20 protein-coding genes, 1 rRNA gene and 6 pseudogenes are annotated in these 14,392 nt (G+C 67.2%); all 27 read left to right on the top strand.

The features are described 5' to 3' along the window. The first annotated feature begins 47 nt into the window (after positions 1 to 47). The 27 genes and pseudogenes from rrf (at position 48) to map (ending at position 14,385) form a co-directional block, all read left to right on the top strand. Positions 48 to 164 (top strand): 5S ribosomal RNA (gene rrf / locus L2X98_RS05340). Between the two features lie 236 nt (positions 165 to 400). Next, the gene (locus L2X98_RS05335; RefSeq protein WP_259612560.1) at positions 401 to 679 is read left to right on the top strand and encodes a hypothetical protein; all 279 of its coding nucleotides are present in this window, start codon (positions 401 to 403) and stop codon (positions 677 to 679) included. A 58-nt stretch (positions 680 to 737) separates the two neighbouring features. Then, positions 738 to 1,040, top strand: a complete 303-nt coding sequence (locus tag L2X98_RS05330; protein WP_259612559.1) for a hypothetical protein — start codon at positions 738 to 740, stop codon at positions 1,038 to 1,040. Between the two features lie 11 nt (positions 1,041 to 1,051). Further along, positions 1,052 to 1,369, top strand: a complete 318-nt coding sequence (locus tag L2X98_RS05325; protein WP_259612558.1) for a hypothetical protein — start codon at positions 1,052 to 1,054, stop codon at positions 1,367 to 1,369. Between the two features lie 611 nt (positions 1,370 to 1,980). Beyond that, positions 1,981 to 2,289 carry a 30S ribosomal protein S10 gene (gene rpsJ, locus L2X98_RS05320; RefSeq protein ID WP_029145857.1) on the top strand — a complete coding sequence of 103 codons (309 nt, stop codon included), beginning with the start codon at positions 1,981 to 1,983 and terminating at the stop codon, positions 2,287 to 2,289. Positions 2,290 to 2,297: 8 nt separating this feature from the next. Continuing rightward, positions 2,298 to 2,957 (top strand): 50S ribosomal protein L3, encoded by a 660-nt coding sequence (gene rplC / locus L2X98_RS05315; RefSeq protein WP_259612557.1) that lies wholly within the window; start codon positions 2,298 to 2,300, stop codon positions 2,955 to 2,957. Between the two features lie 4 nt (positions 2,958 to 2,961). After that, positions 2,962 to 3,620: pseudogene (rplD, locus tag L2X98_RS05310) on the top strand (50S ribosomal protein L4). After that, entirely contained in the window at positions 3,617 to 3,916 is a 300-nt protein-coding gene (gene rplW, locus L2X98_RS05305) for a 50S ribosomal protein L23 (protein ID WP_259612556.1), read from the top strand. The pseudogene rplD and the gene rplW overlap by 4 nt, the downstream one beginning before the upstream one ends. Positions 3,917 to 3,942: 26 nt before the next feature. Then, positions 3,943 to 4,782: a 50S ribosomal protein L2 gene (gene rplB / locus L2X98_RS05300; RefSeq protein ID WP_259612555.1), complete on the top strand. Its 840-nt coding sequence runs from the start codon at positions 3,943 to 3,945 to the stop codon at positions 4,780 to 4,782. A gap of 13 nt (positions 4,783 to 4,795) precedes the next feature. Then, the gene (gene rpsS / locus L2X98_RS05295; RefSeq protein ID WP_259612554.1) at positions 4,796 to 5,077 is read left to right on the top strand and encodes a 30S ribosomal protein S19; all 282 of its coding nucleotides are present in this window, start codon (positions 4,796 to 4,798) and stop codon (positions 5,075 to 5,077) included. Between the two features lie 22 nt (positions 5,078 to 5,099). Continuing rightward, positions 5,100 to 5,426: pseudogene (gene rplV, locus L2X98_RS05290) on the top strand (50S ribosomal protein L22); the annotation flags it as partial. A 66-nt stretch (positions 5,427 to 5,492) separates the two neighbouring features. After that, positions 5,493 to 6,236 (top strand): 30S ribosomal protein S3, encoded by a 744-nt coding sequence (gene rpsC / locus L2X98_RS05285; RefSeq protein WP_259613201.1) that lies wholly within the window; start codon positions 5,493 to 5,495, stop codon positions 6,234 to 6,236. Then, positions 6,236 to 6,655: a 50S ribosomal protein L16 gene (gene rplP / locus L2X98_RS05280; protein ID WP_017201586.1), complete on the top strand. Its 420-nt coding sequence runs from the start codon at positions 6,236 to 6,238 to the stop codon at positions 6,653 to 6,655. The genes rpsC and rplP overlap by 1 nt, the downstream gene beginning before the upstream one ends. Beyond that, a complete protein-coding gene (gene rpmC, locus L2X98_RS20115; RefSeq protein ID WP_354002929.1) occupies positions 6,655 to 6,966 on the top strand; it encodes a 50S ribosomal protein L29 in 312 nt (103 codons plus the stop codon). Before rplP ends, rpmC begins: the two co-directional genes overlap by 1 nt. 3 nt (positions 6,967 to 6,969) lie before the next feature. Next, the gene (gene rpsQ, locus L2X98_RS19445) at positions 6,970 to 7,305 is read left to right on the top strand and encodes a 30S ribosomal protein S17 (protein ID WP_274637617.1); all 336 of its coding nucleotides are present in this window, start codon (positions 6,970 to 6,972) and stop codon (positions 7,303 to 7,305) included. Continuing rightward, complete coding sequence (gene rplN, locus L2X98_RS05260; protein ID WP_259612553.1) at positions 7,306 to 7,674, top strand: 50S ribosomal protein L14; 369 nt, start codon at positions 7,306 to 7,308, stop codon at positions 7,672 to 7,674. Between the two features lie 2 nt (positions 7,675 to 7,676). Continuing rightward, a complete protein-coding gene (rplX, locus tag L2X98_RS05255; RefSeq protein WP_259612552.1) occupies positions 7,677 to 8,018 on the top strand; it encodes a 50S ribosomal protein L24 in 342 nt (113 codons plus the stop codon). Continuing rightward, a pseudogene (rplE, locus tag L2X98_RS05250) lies at positions 8,018 to 8,607 on the top strand (50S ribosomal protein L5). The gene rplX and the pseudogene rplE overlap by 1 nt, the downstream one beginning before the upstream one ends. A gap of 85 nt (positions 8,608 to 8,692) precedes the next feature. After that, positions 8,693 to 9,091, top strand: coding sequence for a 30S ribosomal protein S8 (gene rpsH, locus L2X98_RS05245; RefSeq protein ID WP_259612551.1), 399 nt, complete (start codon positions 8,693 to 8,695; stop codon positions 9,089 to 9,091). Between the two features lie 6 nt (positions 9,092 to 9,097). After that, positions 9,098 to 9,634, top strand: coding sequence for a 50S ribosomal protein L6 (gene rplF, locus L2X98_RS05240; protein WP_259612550.1), 537 nt, complete (start codon positions 9,098 to 9,100; stop codon positions 9,632 to 9,634). A 2-nt stretch (positions 9,635 to 9,636) separates the two neighbouring features. Then, entirely contained in the window at positions 9,637 to 9,996 is a 360-nt protein-coding gene (gene rplR / locus L2X98_RS05235) for a 50S ribosomal protein L18 (RefSeq protein WP_259612549.1), read from the top strand. Between the two features lie 20 nt (positions 9,997 to 10,016). Beyond that, positions 10,017 to 10,709: pseudogene (rpsE, locus tag L2X98_RS19440) on the top strand (30S ribosomal protein S5). After that, positions 10,709 to 10,894 (top strand): 50S ribosomal protein L30, encoded by a 186-nt coding sequence (gene rpmD, locus L2X98_RS05225; protein ID WP_259612548.1) that lies wholly within the window; start codon positions 10,709 to 10,711, stop codon positions 10,892 to 10,894. Before rpsE ends, rpmD begins: the two are co-directional and overlap by 1 nt. Then, complete coding sequence (gene rplO / locus L2X98_RS05220) at positions 10,894 to 11,490, top strand: 50S ribosomal protein L15 (RefSeq protein WP_259612547.1); 597 nt, start codon at positions 10,894 to 10,896, stop codon at positions 11,488 to 11,490. The genes rpmD and rplO overlap by 1 nt, the downstream gene beginning before the upstream one ends. A 140-nt stretch (positions 11,491 to 11,630) precedes the next feature. After that, positions 11,631 to 12,953: pseudogene (gene secY, locus L2X98_RS05215) on the top strand (preprotein translocase subunit SecY). Then, positions 12,950 to 13,552 carry an adenylate kinase gene (locus L2X98_RS05210; RefSeq protein WP_259612546.1) on the top strand — a complete coding sequence of 201 codons (603 nt, stop codon included), beginning with the start codon at positions 12,950 to 12,952 and terminating at the stop codon, positions 13,550 to 13,552. The pseudogene secY and the gene L2X98_RS05210 overlap by 4 nt, the downstream one beginning before the upstream one ends. A 1-nt stretch (position 13,553) precedes the next feature. Continuing rightward, positions 13,554 to 14,385, top strand: a pseudogene (map, locus tag L2X98_RS05205) (type I methionyl aminopeptidase). Positions 14,386 to 14,392 lie beyond the last annotated feature (7 nt).

The raw sequence follows: 14,392 nt of genomic DNA, 5'->3' as shown, positions 1-14,392 counted from the left end.
CACCAGAACAAAGACTTTTGTTGTGCAGACTGAAACGTCAATAGTGTTTCGGCGGCCATAGCGAGAGGGAAACGCCCGGTCCCATTCCGAACCCGGAAGCTAAGCCTCTCAGCGCCGATGGTACTGCAGGGGCGACCCTGTGGGAGAGTAGGACACCGCCGGACTTAAATTGTGAAGAAGCCGCCCCTCGGGGCGGCTTCTTTGCGTTACCCCACCCCTTCCCCGCCCCTCCGCCGAGGTTGTCCTCCCTCCGCCGAGGTTGTGCTCCGTCCGCCGAGGTTGTGCTCCGTCCGCCGAGGTTGTCCCCGCCGGTTCCTCCACAGGTCGGTCGCAACCCGGTTTCTCCACAGATCTCGCATCGGTGGTTCCATCACCTGGTCTCGTGCGGCAGAGTGCCTGCATGCTCCAGCACAACGACACCGCCGGCATCCTGCGTTCGGGACGGATGCCGGGAGTGCTGCCGTTCTCAGGGATCGACGGCGACCTTCTGACCGCGCTTCGCCCGGGCGCCCACGTACTGCGGGCGGAGTGGGAGTCGTTGTTCGCCGAGGGCAGGCTGCGCACACGTGCGCGTGCCGTGGCTCTGCGCGTTGCGCTGGACGGATGCGCGTTCGCATGCGCCACGGCTTGCGGCTCTTCACGGCCTCCCGCTGTACAAGGTCCGTGGATCGCGCGTTGACGTCGCCGTGCCGGGTCCTACGACTCGACACAACGGGCTGGATGTCGTACGACATCACGTGCCGCTACCCGAGAGTGACGTGGTCGTCGTCGACGGGCTTCGGATTACGTCGCTCGACCGCACCGTGTACGACCTGATCCGGACAATCCCGCTCGAGGCGGCAGTGATCGCGTTCGACGCTGCGCTGCACCTGGTCGCGTGGGACGACGATGCCAACGAGTACGACTCTCGAGCCGCCGAGCAGTTTCGCGACCTCGTCCTCGCTCGCGTCCGCACGCACCCCGGGGCTCGCGGCATCCGGCAAGCGCGGTTCGTCGTCGACTTCGCAGATGGGCGCGCGGGATCTCCGGGGAGAGTCTGAGCCGGCTCTGGATGTGGCAGCTGGGGATGCCGACTCCTGTACTCCAGTACCGCGTCGAACTCCCCGGCGGTGGGTACGCGCTTCTCGACTTCGCCTGGCCGGATCTGGGTCGATGGGGCGAGTTCGACGGAAAGATCAAGTACCAGGACCCGGCCCTCCTCGACGGCCGCACGAGCGAGCGGGTCATGGCCGACCAGCGGCAGCGCCAACGCAGGATAGAGCGTTCCACCGGCTGGGAGTGCGGCAGATGGGGCTTCGACGAGATGACGACGATCGCCGATTTCGCCAAGCACCTGCGCACCATCGGTCTGTACGGCGCTCGCGGCTGAGTTTGGCGACGCCAGTGACGGACCCGTTCGTTGATGCAGGGATGGATGACAATCTCGGCGAACGGATGACAATCTCGGCGAACGGATGACAATCTCGGCGAACGGATGACAATCTCGGCGGACCGGGGACAATCTCGGCGGACCGGGGACAATCTCGGCGGACCGGGGACAATCTCGGCGGGGGCGGGGCATCAGCGGGGCGGGGCACGAGGGGGCGGGGCACGGCGGGGCGGTGGGGAGGGGGCGCGATTTGCGACACGCCCGGGATGCACGTAGACTGTTGAGGTTCCATATTCCGGTGTGCGTGTGCGCCGCCGGATCACTGCCAGGGCAGTGCATAGGAGATGCGCGAAGCGCAAAAGCCTAGGCCGCGGGCAGCAGAACACGAGCAGCGCGGGTGCGAACCCGAGACACTGCCACCACATCCCACACTCCACTTCCCGAAATCGGGTCGTGCGCGCGTGGGAGCCGGATGCCTCGCATCCGGTCTGACAGCAGAACAGCGGTGCAGGCATCGCCGACATACGTCGGTGCACGTGCCCGGGCGTGAGAACGCCCCCGTGCGTCCAATGCGCGAGAGCGTAAGACGCGAGAAAGAGAGTGAGCAGACAATGGCGGGACAGAAGATCCGCATTCGCCTGAAGTCGTACGACCACGCCGGCCTGGACTCGTCCGCCCGCAAGATCGTCGACACCGTGACCCGGGCCGGTGCGTCCGTGGTGGGCCCCGTGCCGCTGCCGACCGAGAAGAACGTCGTGTGCGTCATCCGGTCGCCGCACAAGTACAAGGACAGCCGCGAGCACTTCGAGATGCGCACCCACAAGCGCCTGATCGACATCATCGACCCGACGCCCAAGGCGGTCGACTCGCTGATGCGCCTCGACCTCCCGGCCGATGTCAACATCGAGATCAAGCTCTGAGGTCCGACATGGCTGATATCAACACCAAGACTTCGAAGGGACTGCTGGGCACCAAGCTCGGCATGACCCAGGTGTGGAACGAGCAGGGAAAGCTCGTCCCCGTCACCGTCATCCAGATCGCGCCGAACGTGGTCACCCAGGTTCGCACCGCGGAGAAGGACGGCTACAGCGCCGTCCAGATCGCGGCCGGCCAGATCGACCCGCGCAAGGTCACGAAGCCCCTCGAGGGTCACTTCGAGGCCGCCGGGGTCACCCCGCGGCGTCACGTCACCGAGGTGCGCACGGCGGATGCTGCGGACTACTCACTCGGTCAGGAGCTCACCGTGGACGGCACCTTCGATGCCGGCCAGCTGGTCGACGTCGTCGGCACCAGCAAGGGCAAGGGCACCGCGGGTGTCATGAAGCGCCACAACTTCAAGGGCGTGTCGGCTTCGCACGGTGCACACCGCAACCACCGCAAGCCCGGTTCGATCGGCGCCTCGTCGACTCCGAGCCGCGTCTTCAAGGGCATGCGCATGGCCGGCCGTATGGGCGGCGAGCGCGTGACCGTCCTCAACCTCACGGTGCACGCCGTCGACGCCGAGAAGGGTCTGCTGCTCGTCAAGGGCGCCGTCCCCGGCGCGCGCGGCCGCATCGTCTACGTCCGCAACGCAGTGAAGGGTGCCTGAGGCCATGGCTGAGAAGACCCTCGACGTCCGCAAGGCAGACGGCAAGAAGGCCGGCTCGGTCGAGCTGCCCGCCGCCCTGTTCGACGTCAACACCAACATCCCGCTGATCCACCAGGTCGTCGTCGCGCAAGCTCGCGGCCGCGCGCCAGGGCACGCACTCGACCAAGCGTCGCGGCGAGGTCTCGGGCTCGGGCCGCAAGCCCTTCAAGCAGAAGGGCACGGGCAACGCCCGTCAGGGCTCGATCCGCGCACCGCAGATGACCGGCGGTGGCATCGTGCACGGGCCGAAGCCGCGCGACTACGCGCAAGCGCACGCCCAAGAAGATGATCGCGGCCGCCCTGCTGGGCGTGCTCAGCGACCGCGCCCGCGGCGAGCGGCTCCACGTGGTGGACTCGTTCGGCATCGGCGGCGCCCCGTCGACCAAGACGGCCGTGGCCGCCCTGGACGCGTTCCGCGCCACGAAGAACGTCCTCGTGGTCATCGAGCGCGACGACGAGATCACCCGCAAGAGCGTGCGCAACCTCGAGTACGTGCACGTGCTCAGCTTCGATCAGCTGAACGCCTACGACGTGGTCGTCTCGGACGACATCGTCTTCACCAAGGCAGCCTTCGACGCCTTCGTGGCGTCCAAGACCGCCACCACCGAGGAGGTCTCGGCATGACCGCCGTGAACAAGGACCCGCGCGACATCATCCTGAAGCCGGTCGTCTCCGAGAAGAGCTACGGGCTGATCGACGAGGGCAAGTACACGTTCTACGTGGACTCCCGCGCGAACAAGACCGAGATCAAGCTCGCCATCGAGAAGATCTTCGGCGTGAAGGTCGCGTCGGTGAACACGCTCAACCGCGTCGGCAAGGCGCGCCGCACCCGCTTCGGCACCGGCAAGCGCAAGGACACCAAGCGCGCCATCGTGACGCTGAAGTCGGGCACCATCGACATCTTCACGGCAGTCGGCTGACGGTCGGGACAGAGGACTAGAGAACTATGGCAATTCGCAAGTACAAGCCCACGACTCCGGGTCGCCGCGGCTCGTCGGTGGCGGACTTCGCTGAGATCACCCGATCGACGCCGGAGAAGTCCCTGCTGAAGCCGCTCGCCAAGACCGGTGGGCGCAACAACCAGGGCCGCATCACCACCCGCCACATCGGCGGTGGGCACAAGCGCCAGTACCGCGTCATCGACTTCCGTCGCAATGACAAGGACGGCATCAACGCCAAGGTCGCGCACATCGAGTACGACCCGAACCGCACGGCGCGCATCGCGCTGCTGCATTTCGTGGACGGCACCAAGCGCTACATCCTCGCCCCGGAGAAGCTCCGCCAGGGCGATGTCGTCGAGTCGGGTCCGTCCGCGGACATCAAGCCCGGCAACAACCTGCCGCTGCGCAACATCCCCACCGGTACCGTCGTGCACGCCATCGAGCTGCGCCCGGGCGGCGGTGCGAAGCTCGCCCGTTCGGCCGGCGCCGGCGTCCGTCTGGTCGCCAAGGACGGCCCGTACGCCCAGCTGCGTCTGCCCTCCGGCGAGATCCGGAACGTGGATGTCCGCTGCCGCGCCACGATCGGCGAGGTCGGCAACGCCGAGCAGTCCAACATCAACTGGGGCAAGGCCGGTCGCAATCGCTGGAAGGGCATCCGCCCGACCGTCCGCGGTGTCGTGATGAACCCCGTCGACCACCCGCACGGTGGTGGCGAGGGCCGCACCTCCGGTGGTCGTCACCCTGTCACGCCGTGGGGCAAGCCCGAGGGCCGCACCCGCCATGCGAACAAGGAAAGCGACAAGTACATCGTTCGCCGTCGGACCGCCGGCAAGAAGCGCAAGTAGGTAGGAACAGAAGATGCCACGCAGTCTCAAGAAGGGCCCCTTCGTCGACGAGCACCTGCTTCGCAAGGTCTCCGTCCAGAACGAAGCCGGCACGAAGAACGTCATCAAGACCTGGTCGCGCCGCTCGATGATCGTGCCGGCCATGCTCGGCCACACGATCGCCGTGCACGACGGACGCAAGCACATCCCCGTGTTCGTCAGCGAGAGCATGGTCGGACACAAGCTGGGCGAGTTCGCGCCCACCCGCACCTTCCGCGGCCACGAGAAGGACGACAAGAAGGGCCGCCGTCGCTGAGGCGCGGCGCAGAGGAGAAGAAATGGTGGAGTCCATCGCACGCGTGCGACACATCCGCGTGACCCCTCAGAAGGCTCGTCGCGTCGTCGCACTCATCAAGGGCAAGCAGGCCGAAGAGGCCCTTGCCATCCTGAAGTTCGCGCAGCAGAGCGCCAGCGAGCCGATCTACAAGCTCGTGCAGTCCGCAGTCGCGAACGCCCGCGTGAAGGCCGACCAGGAGAACGAGTTCCTGGACGAGCAGGATCTGTACGTGAAGAACGCCTACGTGGACGAGGGGACGACGCTCAAGCGCTTCCAGCCTCGTGCGCAGGGCCGCGCGTTCCAGATCAAGAAGCGCAGCAGCCACATCACCGTCGTGCTGGCGACCCCCGAGGTCGCCGAGGCCGGCGCAGGCAACGAAGAAGGCGAGCAAGTAATGGGACAGAAGGTCAACCCGTACGGCTTCCGCCTCGGCATCACCACCGACCACGTGTCGCGGTGGTTCTCCGACTCGACGAAGCCGGGTCAGCGCTACGCCGACTACCTTGCCGAGGACATCAAGATCCGCAAGCTCCTGCAGTCGAACCTCGACCGCGCGGGCGTGAGCAACATCGAGATCGAGCGCACCCGCGATCGCGTCCGTGTCGACATCCACACCGCCCGTCCGGGCATCGTGATCGGTCGTCGCGGTGCGGAGGCCGAGCGCATCCGCGGTGAGCTGGAGAAGCTCACCGGCAAGCAGATCCAGCTGAACATCCTCGAGGTGAAGAACCCCGAGGCCGACGCTCAGCTGGTCGCACAGGGCGTCGCCGAGCAGCTCAGCGCCCGCGTGGCCTTCCGCCGCGCGATGCGCAAGGGCCTGCAGGGCGCGCAGCGCGCCGGTGCCAAGGGTGTCCGCATCCAGGTCTCGGGCCGCCTCGGCGGCGCCGAGATGAGCCGGTCCGAGTTCTACCGCGAGGGTCGTGTGCCCCTGCACACGCTGCGCGCGAACATCGACTACGGCTTCTACGAGGCTCGCACCACCTTCGGCCGCATCGGCGTGAAGGTCTGGATCTACAAGGGCGACCTCACCAACAAGGAGCTCGCGCGCGAGCAGGCCAACCAGAAGCCTGTCCGTGGCGACCGTCCCCGTCGGGGCCCGCGCAGCGAGGCGCCCGTCGCAGAAGGAGCACCGGCGTAATGCTTATCCCCCGCAAAGTGAAGTTCCGCAAGCAGCACCACCCGGGTCGCAGCGGCCAGGCCACCGGCGGCACGAAGGTCTCCTTCGGCGAGTACGGCATCCAGGCGCTGACCCCCGCGTATGTGACGAACCGTCAGATCGAGTCCGCTCGTATCGCGATGACCCGTCACATCAAGCGCGGTGGCAAGGTGTGGATCAACATCTACCCCGACCGTCCGCTGACCAAGAAGCCCGCTGAGACCCGCATGGGTTCCGGCAAGGGCTCGCCCGAGTGGTGGGTCGCGAACGTCAAGCCGGGTCGCGTCCTCTTCGAGGTCGCCGGCGTCGACGAGCAGCTCGCTCGCGAGGCCCTGACCCGTGCCATCCACAAGCTGCCCCTGAAGGCACGCATCATCAAGCGCGAGGAGGGCGACGCGTAATGGCGATCGGCACCAAGGAGCTGGCCACGACCCAGCTCGACACGTTCGAAGACCAGCGCCTGCTCGAAGAGCTGCGCAAGGCCAAGGAAGAGCTGTTCAACCTGCGCTTCCAGTCGGCCACCGGGCAGGCTGGAGAGCCACGGCCGCATCCGTGCGGTCAAGCGCGACATCGCGCGGCTGTACACCGTGATCCGGGAGCGGGAGCTCGGCATCCGTGCCACCCCCGCGCCGGTCGAGACGGCCAAGGCGAAAAAGAGCAAGGCGAAGAAGGCGGATGCCTCCGCCGACGACGCAGTGAAGGAAGAGGCTGAGTGATGGCCACCGCTAAGAAGGCAGCGGCCGAGGTCGTCGAGACCACCGGCCACGAGCACGCCGAGCACGACGTCCGCGACACGGCCGCCCGTGGGTACCGCAAGGTTCTGCGCGGCTACGTCGTCTCGGACAAGATGAACAAGACGATCGTCGTCGAGGTCGAGGACCGCCGCAAGCACCCGCTCTACGGCAAGATCATCCGCGTGACCAGCAAGGTCAAGGCGCATGACGAGAACAACACCGCCGGCATCGGCGACCTCGTTGTCATCCACGAGACCCGGCCCCTGAGCGCCACCAAGCGCTGGCGGCTGGTCGAGATCCTCGAGAAGGCCAAGTAAATGATTCAGAACGAATCGCGACTGAAGGTCGCCGACAACACCGGCGCCAAGGAGTTGCTCACGATTCGCGTGCTCGGCGGCTCCAACCGCCGCTACGCGGGTGTGGGCGACGTCATCGTCGCCACCGTGAAGGATGCCATCCCCGGCGGAAACGTCAAGAAGGGCGATGTCGTCAAGGCCGTGGTGGTGCGCACCGTCAAGGAGACCCGTCGCGCCGACGGCTCGTACATCAAGTTCGACGAGAACGCCGCCGTGATCCTGAAGAACGACGGGGAGCCCCGCGGCACCCGCATCTTCGGACCGGTCGGCCGTGAGCTTCGCGACAAGAAGTTCATGAAGATCGTCTCGCTGGCACCGGAGGTCATCTGATCATGCCGAACATCAAGAAGGACGACCTGGTGCAGGTCCTCACCGGCAGCGATCGCGGCAAGCAGGGGAAGGTCCTCCAGGTCATCCCCGAGCAGAACCGCGTGCTGGTGGAGGGCGTGAACTACGTCACCAAGCACAGCCGCGTGGGCCAGACCCAGCGCGGGACGAAGACGGGCGGCATCGAGACGATGGAAGCCCCGATCCACATCTCCAACGTCGCCGTCGTCGACCCCTCGACCAAGAAGCCGACCCGTGTCGGCCGTCGGGTCGAGGAGCAGATCAAGGACGGCGAGAAGCGCACCGTCCGCGTGCGCTACGCGAAGAAGTCAGGTAAGGACCTCTGATGAGCACCACCACTGCCGCGGCGGCTGGCAAGATCCAGCCCCGCCTGAAGCAGAAGTACCGGGACGAGATCCAGCAGAAGATGCAGGACGAGTTCGGCTACGAGAACGTCATGCAGATCCCGGGCCTGGTGAAGGTCGTGGTCAACACTGGTGTCGGCGAGGCCGCTCGCGACAGCAAGGTGATCGATGGTGCGGTCGACGACCTCACCAAGATCACCGGGCAGAAGCCGGTCGTGACCAAGGCGCGCAAGTCGATCGCCCAGTTCAAGCTCCGCGAGGGCCAGCCGATTGGCGCGCACGTCACGCTGCGCGGCGACCGCGCCTGGGAGTTCGTGGACCGCCTGATCAGCCTCGCGCTGCCCGCATCCGCGACTTCCGCGGGCTGTCGGACAAGCAGTTCGACGGCCACGGCAACTACACCTTCGGCCTCGAGGAGCAGTCCGTGTTCCACGAGATCGATCAGGACCGCATCGACCGCGTCCGCGGGTTCGACATCACCGTCGTGACCACGGCGACCACGGATGCCGAGGGCCGGGCGCTGCTGCGGTTCCTGGGCTTCCCGTTCCGCGCGGCCGACGCGCAGGCCTGAGCCCACAACTGAACATCATCACCACCACAGGTCGTCCGTCGTGTAACGACGGCCGAAACCTGGTGAACAAAGGAAACATCACCTCATGACCATGACAGACCCGGTCGCTGACATGCTGACCCGTCTGCGCAACGCGAATTCGGCGCACCACGACGACGTTTCGCTGCCCAGCTCCAAGCTGAAGACGAACATCGCCGAGATCCTCAAGCGGGAGGGGTACATCGCCGACTGGGCGGTGGCGGACGCGCGCGTCGGCCAGACCCTGACCCTGACCCTGAAGTACGGCCCGAACCGCGAGCGGTCGATCGCCGGCATCAAGCGCGTCTCCAAGCCCGGCCTGCGCGTGTACGCACGCTCGACCGAGCTGCCCACCGTTCTCGGCGGGCTCGGCGTTGCCATCCTGTCCACCTCCTCTGGGCTCCTCACGGACCGCCAGGCTGAGCAGAAGGGCGTGGGTGGGGAAGTCCTCGCCTACGTGTGGTGATCGACGATGTCGCGAATCGGACGTCTTCCCATTGACATCCCTGCCGGAGTGACCGTCGAGGTCGCCGGACAGGCGGTGCAGGTCAAGGGCCCCAAGGGCGAGCTGTCGCTCACCGTGGCCAGCCCCATCGAGGTCAAGGTCGAGGAGGGCCAGGTTCTGGTCTCCCGTCCCGACGACGAGCGCGAGTCGCGCTCGCTGCACGGCCTGACCCGCACCCTCATCAACAACAACATCGTCGGTGTCACCCAGGGCTACACCAAGGGCCTCGAGGTCGTCGGCACGGGCTACCGCGTACAGCAGAAGGGCGCGGCCGTCGAGTTCGCGCTCGGCTTCTCGCACCCGGTCGTCATCGAGCCGCCGACGGGCATCACGCTCACGGTCGAGGGCAACAACAAGCTCACCGTGAGCGGCATCGACAAGCAGGCCGTCGGCGAGGCGGCTGCGAACATCCGCAAGATCCGCAAGCCCGAGCCGTACAAGGGCAAGGGTGTGCGCTACGCCGGCGAGATCGTGCGGCGCAAGGCCGGAAAGGCTGGTAAGTAAGCATGGCTGTGAAGTCGAAGTCAGACGCCCGCGCGCGTCGCCACGCCCGTCTTCGCAAGAAGATCGTCGGCACGGCCGAGCGTCCCCGTCTGGTCGTCAGCCGTTCGTCGCGCCACGTGTTCGTGCAGCTCGTCGACGACAGCAAGGGTCACACCGTGGCCAGCGCGTCGACCCTCGAGGTGGACCTGCGCTCGCTCGACGGTGACAAGACCGCCAAGGCCCGCAAGGTGGGCGAGCTCGTCGCCGAGCGCGCGAAGTCCGCCGGCGTCGAGGAGGCCGTGTTCGACCGGGGTGGCAACCGCTACGCCGGTCGGGTCGCCGCCATCGCCGAGGGCGCCCGCGAAGGAGGGCTCAACCTGTGAGTGACAACAAGGAGACCGAAGTGACCGCCGAGCAGGCAGCTGGCGAGCAGAACGCCGAGGCCACCACCGCGGCTGCGGCCGACACACCGACGACCGAGCGCGAGCCTCGTCGCGGTGGCCGCGAGCGCGGCGGCCGCGACCGCGGTGCGCGCAACTCGCGCGACCGCAGCGACAGCCAGTTCCTCGAGCGCGTGGTGACCATCAACCGTGTGTCGAAGGTCGTCAAGGGCGGTCGCCGGTTCAGCTTCACGGCCCTCGTGGTCGTGGGCGACGGCAACGGCGTCGTGGGCGTCGGCTACGGAAAGGCCCGCGAGGTGCCCCTGGCGATCTCGAAGGGCGTCGAAGAGGCCAAGCGCAACTTCTTCCGGGTGCCGCGCGTGAACAAGACGATCCCGCACCCGGTGCAGGGTGAGGCCGCCGCCGGCGTGGTGCGCTGCGCCCGGCCGCCGCCGGTACCGGTGTGATCGCCGGTGGCCCGGTGCGTGCGGTTCTGGAGTGCGCCGGCATCCACGATGTGCTGTCCAAGTCGCTCGGCTCGTCGAACACGATCAACATCGTGCACGCGACGGTCGCGGCGCTGAAGAGCCTCGAGGAGCCGCGTGCGGTGGCCGCACGTCGTGGCCTGGACTTCGACCAGGTCGCGCCGGCCCGTCTCATCCGTGCCGAGGCGGCGGATGCCGCTCGCTGCACGTGAGCAGAAGGTAGGTGCCTGATGGCTTCCCGTCTGAAGGTCACGCAGATCAAGTCCAAGGTGAGCGAGAAGCAGAACCAGCGCGACACCCTGCGCAGCCTCGGTCTGAAGCGGATCGGCGACTCGGTCGTCCGCGAGGACGACGCGCAGACCCGCGGTTACGTCAAGACCGTCGCCCACCTCGTGAAGGTTGAGGAGATCGACTAATGGCTGACAAGAACGACGCCGTCGAGGTGGAGGCCAAGGCCCCCGCCAAGAAGGCCACTGCCAGCAAGGCCGCCGCGAAGCCGGCTGCCGCCAAGTCCGCGCCCGCGAAGAAGGCGGCGCCCAAGAAGGATGTCGTGGACAGCCGTCCCGGCGTGCTCAAGGTGCACCACCTGCGTCCGGTCCCCGGATCCAACACCGCGAAGACCCGTGTGGGTCGCGGTGAGGGCTCGAAGGGCAAGACCGCCGGTCGCGGCACCAAGGGCACCAAGGCGCGCTACCAGGTGCGTCCGGGCTTCCAGGGCGGCCAGCTGCCGCTGCACATGCGTACGCCGAAGCTGCGCGGGTTCAAGAACCCGTTCCGCGTCGAGTACCAGGTCGTGAACCTGGACAAGCTCGCCGAGCTGTACCCGAAGGGCGGGGACGTCACCGTCAGTGACCTCGTCGCCAAGGGTGCGGTGCGCAAGAACGAGAAGGTCAAGGTCCTCGGGGCTGGCGACATCTCGGTCAAGCTGAACGTCGCGGTCGACAAGGTCTCGGGCTCTGCCGAGCAGAAGATCGTGGCCGCCGGCGGCACCGTGGGCACCGCGGCGAAGTAAGTCTCGTGAACGGGGCCGGAGGAACCTCCGGCCCCGTTTCGCATCCGGCGACACCAGCGGCGCGCTGAAGCGGCGCCCTGGGATACCCTGGTTGTCTGTGCGCACCGTGTGTGCCGGAAACCCTTTCTGGAGGAATCCACTTGTTCAGCGCCATCGTGCGGGTCTTTCGCACTCCAGACCTGCGCCGAAAGATCGGCTTCACCCTGGCGATCATCGTCCTGTATCGCCTGGGCGCGCACATCCCGACCCCGTTCGTGGATTTCGGGAACGTGCAGCAGTGTCTCGCCGACAGCGGCGGCACCCAGGGCCTGCTGTCGATGGTGAACCTGTTCTCCGGCGGCGCGCTCCTGCAAGCTGTCGATCTTCGCCCTCGGCGTCATGCCGTACATCACGGCGACGATCATCGTGCAGCTGCTTCGGGTGGTCATCCCGCACTTCGAGACGCTGTACCAGGAGGGGCAGTCCGGTCAGACCCGGCTCACCCAGTACACCCGCTACCTGACGATCGCGCTGGCGCTGCTGCAGTCGACCACGCTGGTCACCGTGGCGCGCAGCGGTCAGCTGTTCGGCTCGTCCTCCGCGGCATCCTGCCGGCAGGCTGCTCACGAACGACGCCTGGTGGGCCCAGCTGCTGATGATCCTCACCATGACCGCCGGCACCGGCCTGATCATGTGGTTCGCCGAGCTCGTGACCGAGAAGGGCATCGGCAACGGCATGTCGATCCTGATCTTCACCTCGATCGCCGCCACCTTCCCCGCCGCCATGTGGGCCATCCGCCAGTCGCAGGGCTTCGAGGTGTTCCTGCTCGTCCTGCTGATCGGCATCGTGATCATCGCGCTGATCGTGTTCGTCGAGCAGTCGCAGCGGCGCATCCCGGTCCAATACGCGAAGCGCATGGTCGGCCGACGCACCTACGGCGGGACGAACACGTACATCCCGATCAAGGTGAACATGGCCGGTGTGATCCCGGTGATCTTCTCGTCGTCGCTGCTGTACATCCCCGCGCTGATCGCACAGTTCAACCAGCCCGCGGCGGGCGAGACCCCGGCCGGCTGGGTGGTGTGGATCAACAATTACCTGGTCAAGGGCGATCACCCGCTCTACTGGCTGATGTACTTCCTGCTGACCATCGGGTTCACCTACTTCTACGTGGCGATCACGTTCAACCCGACCGAGGTCGCGGACAACATGAAGAAGTACGGCGGGTTCATCCCCGGCATCCGTGCCGGGCGACCGACCGCCGAGTACCTCGACTACGTGCTCACCCGCATCACCCTGCCCGGCTCGATCTACCTGGGTCTGGTCGCGCTGATACCGCTGATCGCCTTGGCGACCGTCAACGCGAACCAGAACTTCCCGTTCGGCGGCACCTCGATCCTCATCATGGTCGGCGTGGGACTCGAGACCGTGAAGCAGATCGACGCGCAGCGGCGAGCGCCACTACGAAGGGCTCCTGCGATGACCTCGTCTGCACGCCTGGTGATCGTCGGCCCCCAGGGTTCGGGCAAGGGAACGCAGGGCGCTCGGATCGCCGAGCTCCTGCGCATCCCCGCGGTCTCGACCGGCGACGTCTTCCGGGCGAACATCGCCGAGGGCACCCCGCTCGGCGAGCAGGTCAAGGCGATCACCGCCGCGGGCGACCTGGTCTCGGACGAGCTGACCGGACAGATCGTGCGCGACCGGCTGTCGCAGGATGACGCCGCCCGCGGCTTCCTGCTGGACGGCTACCCGCGCAACCTGCATCAGGTCGGCGACCTCGACACGTTCCTGAACGGGCGTGGCGAGCAGCTGGACGCGGTCATCGAGCTGAGCGTCCCGCGGGACGAGAGCATGGCCCGGCTGGCGCTGCGGGCGACCGCGCAGGGGCGCACCGACGATACCGAAGAGGGCATCGCCAAGCGGCTGTCGATCTACGAGAGCGAGACGGCGCCGATCCTGGACGTGTACCGCGAGCGCGGCATCGTCGACTCGATCGACGGCGTGGGCACCCTGGACGAGATCACCGAGCGCATCGTCGCCGCACTGACCGCCCGCGGCATCACGCGGCCGGCGGCCGTCTGACGTGGGCCTTCGGCGCGGCATCTACAAGTCGCCCGCGCAGCCGGGCGATGGTCGAGCCCGGTCTGATCACCGCCGCCGCGCTGGATGCGGTCCGTCCGCTGATCGTGGCGGGCACGACGACGCTGCAGTTGGATGCTGCGGCCGCCGCCGTGATCGCATCGCGGGGTGCGCAGTCCAACTTCCAGATGGTGCGCGGCTACCGGCACACGGTGTGCGTCTCGGTGAACGACGAGGTCGTGCACGGCATCCCCGGCGACCGCGTCCTCGAACCGGGTGACATCGTCTCGGTGGATGCCGGAGCCGAGTACCGCGGATGGAACGGCGATTCCGCGATCACCGTCGTGGTGCCCGACCCCGCGCGCCCCGAGCTGGTCGCCGACCGCGCCGAGCTGTCCCGGGTGACCGAGGGCTCGCTGTGGGCGGGGATCGCCGCGCTGGCCACGGCGTCGCACCTGGCCGAGGTGGGCGCCGCGGTGCAGGCATTCATCGAGGCATCCGGCCATGACTACGGCATCCTCCGCGATTATGTCGGGCACGGCATCGGGCGGAAGATGCACGAATCGCCGGCGGTCTTCAACTACCGTGTGCCCGACTCCGGCCCCGAGGTGCGGCCGGGCCTGGCCGTGGCGATCGAGCCGATGATCGTGACCGGCAGCGCCGTGACATCGGTCGGCGACGACGGCTGGACGGTCTCGACCGTGGACGGCAGCGCCGGCTCCCATTGGGAACATAGCGTGGCCGTGCATGATGACGGTATCTGGGTGCTCACCGCACCCGACGGCGGCGCGGCAGGGCTCGCGCCGTTCGGCATCGAACCCACTCCGATCGGATAGAGCGAGG

It is taken from the genome of Microbacterium elymi (assembly GCF_021582895.2).
Lineage (GTDB): Bacteria > Actinomycetota > Actinomycetes > Actinomycetales > Microbacteriaceae > Microbacterium > Microbacterium humicola.
This window is presented reverse-complemented; position numbering and strand designations above follow the sequence as displayed.

What these genes read in the sequence shown, in the direction of transcription:
- L2X98_RS05335 (WP_259612560.1), top strand. Translation starts at nt 401, where the DNA reads ATGCTCCAGCACAACGACACCGCCGGCATCCTGCGTTCGGGACGGATG.
- L2X98_RS05325 (WP_259612558.1), top strand. Translation starts at nt 1,052, where the DNA reads ATGTGGCAGCTGGGGATGCCGACTCCTGTACTCCAGTACCGCGTCGAA.
- rpsJ (WP_029145857.1), top strand. Translation starts at nt 1,981, where the DNA reads ATGGCGGGACAGAAGATCCGCATTCGCCTGAAGTCGTACGACCACGCC.
- rplC (WP_259612557.1), top strand. Translation starts at nt 2,298, where the DNA reads ATGGCTGATATCAACACCAAGACTTCGAAGGGACTGCTGGGCACCAAG.
- rplW (WP_259612556.1), top strand. Translation starts at nt 3,617, where the DNA reads ATGACCGCCGTGAACAAGGACCCGCGCGACATCATCCTGAAGCCGGTC.
- rplB (WP_259612555.1), top strand. Translation starts at nt 3,943, where the DNA reads ATGGCAATTCGCAAGTACAAGCCCACGACTCCGGGTCGCCGCGGCTCG.
- rpsS (WP_259612554.1), top strand. Translation starts at nt 4,796, where the DNA reads ATGCCACGCAGTCTCAAGAAGGGCCCCTTCGTCGACGAGCACCTGCTT.
- rpsC (WP_259613201.1), top strand. Translation starts at nt 5,493, where the DNA reads ATGGGACAGAAGGTCAACCCGTACGGCTTCCGCCTCGGCATCACCACC.
- rplP (WP_017201586.1), top strand. Translation starts at nt 6,236, where the DNA reads ATGCTTATCCCCCGCAAAGTGAAGTTCCGCAAGCAGCACCACCCGGGT.
- rpmC (WP_354002929.1), top strand. Translation starts at nt 6,655, where the DNA reads ATGGCGATCGGCACCAAGGAGCTGGCCACGACCCAGCTCGACACGTTC.
- rpsQ (WP_274637617.1), top strand. Translation starts at nt 6,970, where the DNA reads ATGGCCACCGCTAAGAAGGCAGCGGCCGAGGTCGTCGAGACCACCGGC.
- rplN (WP_259612553.1), top strand. Translation starts at nt 7,306, where the DNA reads ATGATTCAGAACGAATCGCGACTGAAGGTCGCCGACAACACCGGCGCC.
- rplX (WP_259612552.1), top strand. Translation starts at nt 7,677, where the DNA reads ATGCCGAACATCAAGAAGGACGACCTGGTGCAGGTCCTCACCGGCAGC.
- rpsH (WP_259612551.1), top strand. Translation starts at nt 8,693, where the DNA reads ATGACCATGACAGACCCGGTCGCTGACATGCTGACCCGTCTGCGCAAC.
- rplF (WP_259612550.1), top strand. Translation starts at nt 9,098, where the DNA reads ATGTCGCGAATCGGACGTCTTCCCATTGACATCCCTGCCGGAGTGACC.
- rplR (WP_259612549.1), top strand. Translation starts at nt 9,637, where the DNA reads ATGGCTGTGAAGTCGAAGTCAGACGCCCGCGCGCGTCGCCACGCCCGT.
- rpmD (WP_259612548.1), top strand. Translation starts at nt 10,709, where the DNA reads ATGGCTTCCCGTCTGAAGGTCACGCAGATCAAGTCCAAGGTGAGCGAG.
- rplO (WP_259612547.1), top strand. Translation starts at nt 10,894, where the DNA reads ATGGCTGACAAGAACGACGCCGTCGAGGTGGAGGCCAAGGCCCCCGCC.
- L2X98_RS05210 (WP_259612546.1), top strand. Translation starts at nt 12,950, where the DNA reads ATGACCTCGTCTGCACGCCTGGTGATCGTCGGCCCCCAGGGTTCGGGC.